Genomic DNA, 7,310 nt, shown 5'->3' with positions numbered 1-7,310 from the left:
CGCGGCGACCTCCCCGAGGTCGCCGCGCGGGGCCGCCTGCTCGACGCCGATGGGGCGCAGTTGTTCGCCTTCGTGGACGTGTTCGAAGTCGAGGACGGGGGCGACACCGTGGACGAGGACGATACCGCGGATGCCAGCGGCCGAATCGAGCGAATACGGACGTACACCCGGTAGCTCGCGCGCGTCCGGAGTCCGGTCGGCGTCGAGGTCGAAACACTGCGCACCAACATTTATCCCGCTGTTGGCCTTCTCCCTAGGAAAACCATGAGCCTCTTCAGAGATCTCGGCAAGAAGGTCGAGGAGTTCAAGCAGGCCTCCGAGGCCGCGGCCGACGAGGAAGCCGACTACCAGTGCCGAGACTGTGGCGAGCGACTGTTTTCCGACCGCGAGGAGTGTCCCGAGTGCGGCGGGGACGTGGTCTCGGTGTCGGAGTAACGACCGATAGCCTTCGCAACGTCGACCGCTACTCCTTCTCGCCAGCGCCGACCGCACTCTCGCCGATCTTCTCGTGGCCCTCGATGACCTCCGTGCCGCCCATGTACGGCCGCAGTGGCTCGGGCACCGTCACGGTGCCGTCGTCGTTCTGGTAGTACTCGAGGATGGCGACCATCACCCGCGGGAGCGCGACGCCCGAGCCGTTGAGCGTGTGGAGGTAGTCGGCCGACTCGTGGCGCTCCGGGCGGTAGCGGAGGCCGGCGCGCCGCGCCTGGAAGTCCTCGAAGTTCGACACCGACGAGACTTCGAGCCAGCGACCGCCCTGCTCGGGACCGTCCTCCATGTCGTCGGCGGGAGCCCAGACCTCGACGTCGTACTTCTTGGCCTGCTGGAATCCCATGTCACCGGTGCACATCGTGAGGACGCGGTAGGGCAGTCCGAGGCGCTGGAGCACTTCCTCGGCGTCGCCGAGCAGCCCCTCCAGCCGGTCGTAGCTGTCCTCGGGCCGGACGAAGTTGACGAGTTCGACCTTGCTGAACTGGTGGACGCGGACGTAGCCCCGCGTCTCGGTGCCGTGCTCGCCCGCCTCGCGCCGGAAGTTCGGCGAGAACGCCTGATGCTTGACCGGGAGGTCCTCGTCGAGCAGGATCTCGTCGCGGTACATGTTTGTGACCGGGACCTCCGCGGTCGGCAGCAGCCACAGGTCGTCGTCGTCGTACTCGTCGTCCTGCCGCGCGCCGACGCGGTAGGCGTCGTCGGCGAACTTCGGCAGTTGGCCCGTCCCGCGCATCGACGCGCTGTTGACCGGAATCGGCGGGATGACGTCGATGTACCCCTGCTCGCGGTGGACGTCGAGCATGAACTGCACGAGAGCGAACTCCAGTCTCGCGCCGTCGCCCTTCACGAACTGGAAGCCGCCGCCCGACACCTTCGCGCCGCGCTCGAAGTCCAGCACGTCCATCTCCTCGCCGAGGTCGTAGTGGGGCACCACCTCGTCGGGGAGGTCCCGGAGGTCGTCGAACCCCTCGCGGTAGCGCTCGACGTTGTCGCTCTCGTCGTCGCCGACGGGCACCGACTCGTGGGGGATGTTCGGGAGTTCGAGCATCGCCTCGTCGAGTTCGGCCTTCAACTCGTCGGCGCGGTCCTCGACCTCTTCGACCTCGGCCTTGAGTTCTTGCGAGGTTGCGATGGCCTCTTCTGCCTCCTCGTGCTTGCCAGCCTGCTTCAACTCGCCGATCCGGTCGCTGACCTCGTTGCGCTCGTGACGAAGCTCGTCGCCGCGGGCCTTCAGGTCGCGCCACTCCTCGTCGAGTTCGAGAATCCGGTCGAAGTCCACGCCCTCGACGCCCTTCCGGTCGAGCGCGGCGCGGACCTCCTCGGGGTTGTCCCGTACGTAGTTCCGGTCGAGCATTCCTACTCTTCCAATCCCGCTCCCGGCAAAAAACCGTATCGTTCGTGGGTCAGCGATTGGCAAGGGGAAGGAAGACTAGAAACCCGATAGACGAAATCTATGGTTTATTGGAAGTGGAAGAATAATAGAGCTACGAGAATTACAAAAGCTACGACAAGGACTATAAATCCAGTTAATAAATAAAAACCGAGCGTTCCAACCTCTGATTGTGGTTGCTGTATTGCTGCGATGAGACCACCCCCACCGAGAATGGTCATGCAAGCGGCTACAGTCTGGATGAAGTCAGTTACACTTTCTATCATGGTGGGCCCCCGGTTTTGAACATTATTTTCGCCATAAAGAGACTGTCTACTGAAACCACTTCAATATTTCCTAAACGCGCTCCTCAGCGTCTGTACCCCCCAGTATGCGCATTTGCATACTAATGGCACCTGTTATCAGGTTATCTTTCTCGGTTGGCGCGTGCTGGCGCGGCGGCTCGTTCGCCGCGCCAACCGCGTGAGGGACGAGTAGCGCAACGAAGTGAGCAACCCAGGAGGCTGGGGAGGTGTGAGGTCGTCGCGGTGCTGTGCGGGGCGATTGCGGGAGACTCCTTTGCTCAAGCCTGAAGCTAGCTTCCCCATATTTCCAACTCCGAAACGTCTGAGACCACAACGAAGATGGTTCTCTCATCCCGACCATTTCGAGATCAGTTCCGCCACGGGTAACATCTCGGGCGCGCTAGGAATGTATGTGTAGTATGGATCAGAAAACCGAAACTGCAGTCGAGCGTTACCGCGAGGGGACCGCTTCTCTGGGCCGAGCTGCGAAACTGGCCGACGTTTCGATCTGGCGCTTTCTCGACGTTCTCTCGGAATGCGGTGTCGAAGTGAACTACGACGAAAGCGATTTGGAGGCTGACATCCGAGCATCCGGAACCGGCGACACCTCCGAAAATTGAGCTTCCGAGGACGAACCGCTTTTACCCCGGCGCGACCCATCAACACCCATGACACAGGGCGACCTCCGGGAAGTCACGACCGGCGACTGCTCGGATCTGTACTACCTCGACACCGGGATGTACGACACCGACGAGTACGGCGCGGTGTACATCTACGACGCCGCCCGGCCCGCCATCGTGGACACGGGCATCGGCACCCACCACCAACTCGTCCTCGACGCGCTCGACGACCTCGACATCGCTCGCGAGGACGTGGCGGTCATCGCGCCGACGCACGTCCACCTCGACCACGCCGGCGGCGCGGGCTTCCTCGCCGAGGCGTGTCCCAACGCGGAGGTGATGATCCACGAGATCGGCGCGCCCCACCTCGCGGACCCCTCGCGGCTCGTCGAGGGGACGAAGGCGGCGGTCGGCGACCAGTGGGAGTTCTACGTCGAACCGAAGCCGGTGCCGGAGGACCGCATCGTGGAACTCAACGCTGGCGACGAGATCAACCTCGGCGACCACCGCCTCGACGTGTACCACGCGCCGGGGCACGCGCCCCACCAGTGCGTCTACCACGACCGGGACGACGACGCGGTGTTCGTCGGCGACGCGGCCGGAATCTGGGTGCCCGAACAGCAGCGAGTCCGCCAGACCTCCCCGCCGTCGAACTTCGACCTCGACCAGTGTCTCGCGGACCTCGACACCATCCGGGACCTCGACCCGGACGTGCTGCTGTATCCCCACTTCGGCCCGGTCGAGTACGAGCCCGAGCTGCTGGACGGCTACGCAGAGACGCTGCGGGAGTGGGTCGCCGAAGTCGAGGCGAAGTACGAGGAACTGGGCGACCCGGAGGCGGTCGAGCAGTACTTCGCGGACGAGACCGAGATGGTCGACGCGTGGGGCGAGCGGAAGGCCCGCGAGGAGGAGAAGCTGAACGTCCGGGGCGTTCTGACCGCGCTGCGGCGTCGGGAGAGCGAGTAGAACTAAACGCCGCGGCGTTGACTCGTTCGCTGATTCTCGAATGGACGAGGAAGTCACGAACGACTCCGAACCAGTCCGAGTCGGCATCGTCGGCGCGGGCAACCGCGGGCAGAATCACGCCAATCGCTACGAGCGGATTCCCGGTGCGAACGTCGCCGCAGTCGCCGACGTGGACGAACCCAAGGCGCGCGAACTCGCCGAGAAACACGGCGCAGCGAGCTACGCGTCCCACGACGCGATGCTCGAATCGGCCGACCTCGACGCCGTGAACGTCTGCGTCCACGCCACGCTCCACGCCGACATCACCGTCGACGCGCTCGACGCCGGCGCGGCGGTGTTCTGCGAGAAGCCGATGGCCGACAGCTACGCCGCCGCCCGCCGGATGGCCGACGCGGCCGAGCGCACCGGCAACGCGCTCGCGGTCCAGAACCAGTTGCTGTACGCGAAGGAGACGCGGGCGGCCAAGGCGCTCGTGGACGCGGGCGAGCTCGGCGAGGTGTACCACGGCGTCGCCGCTCGGTCGCCGGGATTCGCATTCGACGCCAGCGGGAACCCCGACGTGGTCCAGCTCGGCGCACGCAGGCGAGGGACGCCGTACGTCGACGGCTACGGCTCGCCCGCGTTCGTGCGCGAGGAGACCGCGGGCGGCGGGGTCGTCCTCGATCTGGGGAGCTACACCGTGGGGCAACTGCTGTACTTGCTGAGCCCTTCGGACGAGGGATCGGCCACCACCGCGAAACCACCAGCGGTCGAGCGCGTTCGCGGGGAGACGTTCCAGATCGCTCCCGAGCGATTCTCCGAGGACGGCGACGACCCGGAGGTCGGCGAGAACGCCGGGTACGCCCGCCGGATTGCAGAAAGCGGCTACGACGTGGAGGACGTCGCGGTCGCGTTCGTCACGTTCGCGGACGGGTCGGTCCTTTCGATTCGGACGAACTGGTCGCGCCATCTGGCGGGCGAGTCCAGCGCGCTGGCCGGTACCGAGGGCGGCGTCCGGCTCGACCCCTTCGAGTTCTTCTCGACCGCCGGAGACGTGGAGATGCGGGCGAGCGCCGACCTCGAGGAGTACCTGTTCCGCCAGCAGTATCTCGACGGCGAGCGCGGCCGGCGGGCGTACGACGAGGGGCTGTGGGCCGACCCGCTCTACCACTGGGTCGAGTCGCTGCGGGGTCACCGCGAGACCCTGCCGACCGCGGAGTTGGGGCTGGAGTCGATGGTGATCGCCGAGGGCATCTACCGCTCCGCGGAACTGGGCCGGGAGGTAACCCGCGAGGAAGTGGTGAGCGCCGCCGACGACGCAGCGAGGAACGCCACAGACGACGCAACGGGGAACACCGACGACGACGCGGAATAAACCAGCGTGAACGACCCGGAGGTTCGGGGACAGTTTATTGTCACGGAGCACTCACAGGATGCTATGGAGTGGCGTGACGCGGAACGGGACTACGACGACGCGGTGATCGGGCAGTCGACGATCCCCCGGCTGTTCGAGGAGAGCGCGGCCCGGAACGAGAACCGGCCGGCCCAGCAGTACAAGGGCGGCATCTACGACCGGTCGCTCGCCGGGATCGCGGTACGGGAGGCCGCCGACGATCGGTATCGGACCATCTCGTACGACGAGATGCGCGAGATCGTCCGGTCGCTCGCCGCGGGCTTCCGGGAACTCGGCGTCGAAGCCGACGACCGGGTGGCCATCTTCGCCAACACTCGGATGGAGTGGGCCCAGTCGGACTTCGCGCTGCTGGCCGCGGGCGCGGTCGTGACCACGGTGTACTCCGGCTCCTCGCCAAATCAGGTCGAGTACCTGCTCGGCGACCCGGACGCCGACGGCGTGGTCGTGGAGAACGCCGACCTGCTCGACAGGGTGATCGCAGTGCAGGACTCGCTCGACCTCGAATTCGCCGTGGTGATGGACGAGCGGGGCGATGACGCGGCGGTCGCCAACGAGGCCGACTTCGAGGTGCTGGGGCTCGGGGAGCTCTACGAGACGGGGCGCGAGGCGTTCGACCGCGAGGCGTACGAGTCGTGGATCGACGCCCGCGACCCGGAGGATCTGGCGACGCTCATCTACACCTCCGGGACCACCGGCCAGCCCAAGGGCGTGAAGCTGAGCCACCGGAACTTCCGGGCGAACGTCAACCAGTGTCGCAGGCGGTTCGCGCCCCGACCGGACAAGCCAGATGGGGTCCCCTCGCTGAACGAGGAGTCCCAGGCCGTCTCCTATCTCCCGCTGGCCCACGTGTTCGAGCGGCTGGCGGGTCACTTCCTCATGTTCGGGAGCGGAGCCTGCGTGGCCTACGCCGAGGACCCCGAGACGCTGCAGGAGGACTTCCAGCAGGTCGAACCCACCACGGCGACGAGCGTCCCGCGGGTGTACGAGCGCATGTACGACGCCATCCGCGAGGAGGCCGAGTCCTCGCCCGTCAGCGAGCGCCTGTTCTCGTGGGCGACCGAGGTCGGCCGGGAGTACTTCGAGGCCGAGAACCCGGGCGCGGGCCTGCGAGCCAAGCGCGTGGTCGCCGACAAGCTCGTCTTCCGGAAGGTCCGGGCCGCGCTCGGCGGCAACATCGACTTCTTCATCAGCGGCGGCGGGAGCCTCTCGGCCGACCTCTGTGCGCTGTACCACGGGATGGGCCTGCCGATACTGGAGGGGTACGGCCTCACCGAGACCGCGCCCGTGATCGCGGTCAACCCGCCCGAGGAGCCGAAAGTCGGCACCATCGGCCCGCCGGTCGTCGACGAGCAGGTGAAGGTCGACGGCTCGATGGTCGCCGACGAGACGTTCGAGGGGAGCGAGTCACGGCGCGGCTCGGACGAGTCGAGCGGGCAACGCCCGCGGGACCGCGGCGAGATCGGCGAGCTCCTCGTCCGCGGGCCGAACGTCACCGAGGGCTACTGGGAGATGCCCGACGCGACCGAGCAGGCGTTCATCGAAGCCGAGGACGGTGGCGACCCCTGGTTCCGGACCGGCGACATCGTGGAACTCCGGCCCGACGAGTACGTCGAGTTCCGCGAGCGCGCGAAGGAACTGCTGGTGCTCTCGACCGGGAAGAACGTCGCGCCGGGCCCCATCGAGGACGCCTTTGCCGCCAGCGAGGTGGTCGAGCAGTGCATGGTAGTCGGTGACGGCCAGAAGTTCGTCTCCGCGCTGGTGGTGCCCAACGTCGAGGGCGTCCGCAAGCGCGCCGCGGCGGAGGGCGTCGACCTGCCGGAAGACGACGCCCAACTCCGCCGCGACGACCGCGTCGAAGCGTGGATCGACGAGGAGGTCGAGCGCATCAACGAACGGTTCGAGTCCTACGAGCAGATCAAGCAGTTCCGGCTGGTCGGCGAGGAGTTCACCGAGGACAACGACCTGCTGACCCCGACGATGAAGAAGAAGCGCCGGAACATCTTAGACCGGTTCGCCGACGAGATCGACGCCATCTACGAGGCCGAATACCAGCAGGCGTAGGCCGGCGGCGGTTCGATTTTGCTGTCGGTGGGCCGTTACGTTCCCTCCGCACATATAAATACATGCAATCGCGCCGTTCGCTCCGTTTCCGTCCCCTTTAAACG

At 66.3% G+C, this 7,310-nt stretch carries 6 protein-coding genes; 5 read left to right on the top strand and 1 reads right to left on the bottom strand.

Going from position 1 to position 7,310, the window contains the following annotated elements; translation table 11 throughout:
- Window positions 1-264: 264 nt before the first annotated feature.
- Window positions 265-435: a DUF7129 domain-containing putative zinc-binding protein gene (locus DPQ64_RS17085; RefSeq protein WP_198662180.1), complete on the top strand. Its 171-nt coding sequence runs from the start codon at window positions 265-267 to the stop codon at window positions 433-435.
- Between the two features lie 28 nt (window positions 436-463).
- Here DPQ64_RS17085 and serS read toward each other — a convergent pair whose 3' ends face one another.
- Entirely contained in the window at window positions 464-1,846 is a 1,383-nt protein-coding gene (serS, locus tag DPQ64_RS17080) for a serine--tRNA ligase (protein WP_115865517.1), read from the bottom strand.
- A 730-nt stretch (window positions 1,847-2,576) separates the two neighbouring features.
- On the opposite strand from serS, the gene DPQ64_RS17075 reads away from it, so the two are divergent.
- The 4 genes from DPQ64_RS17075 to DPQ64_RS17060 all read left to right on the top strand — a co-directional run bounded on the left by DPQ64_RS17075 (window position 2,577) and on the right by DPQ64_RS17060 (window position 7,206).
- Entirely contained in the window at window positions 2,577-2,786 is a 210-nt protein-coding gene (locus tag DPQ64_RS17075; protein WP_115865516.1) for a UPF0175 family protein, read from the top strand.
- Window positions 2,787-2,834: 48 nt separating this feature from the next.
- Window positions 2,835-3,752, top strand: coding sequence for an MBL fold metallo-hydrolase (locus tag DPQ64_RS17070; protein ID WP_115865515.1), 918 nt, complete (start codon window positions 2,835-2,837; stop codon window positions 3,750-3,752).
- Between the two features lie 40 nt (window positions 3,753-3,792).
- Window positions 3,793-5,106: a Gfo/Idh/MocA family protein gene (locus DPQ64_RS17065; protein WP_115865514.1), complete on the top strand. Its 1,314-nt coding sequence runs from the start codon at window positions 3,793-3,795 to the stop codon at window positions 5,104-5,106.
- 63 nt (window positions 5,107-5,169) lie between these two features.
- Window positions 5,170-7,206 (top strand): AMP-dependent synthetase/ligase, encoded by a 2,037-nt coding sequence (locus DPQ64_RS17060; protein WP_115865513.1) that lies wholly within the window; start codon window positions 5,170-5,172, stop codon window positions 7,204-7,206.
- Window positions 7,207-7,310: the final 104 nt, after the last annotated feature.

The organism is Halorussus litoreus, assembly GCF_003382685.1.
Lineage (GTDB): Archaea > Halobacteriota > Halobacteria > Halobacteriales > Haladaptataceae > Halorussus > Halorussus litoreus.
Note: the sequence above shows the minus strand (reverse complement) of the source record. Positions and strands in the feature narration are given on the sequence as shown.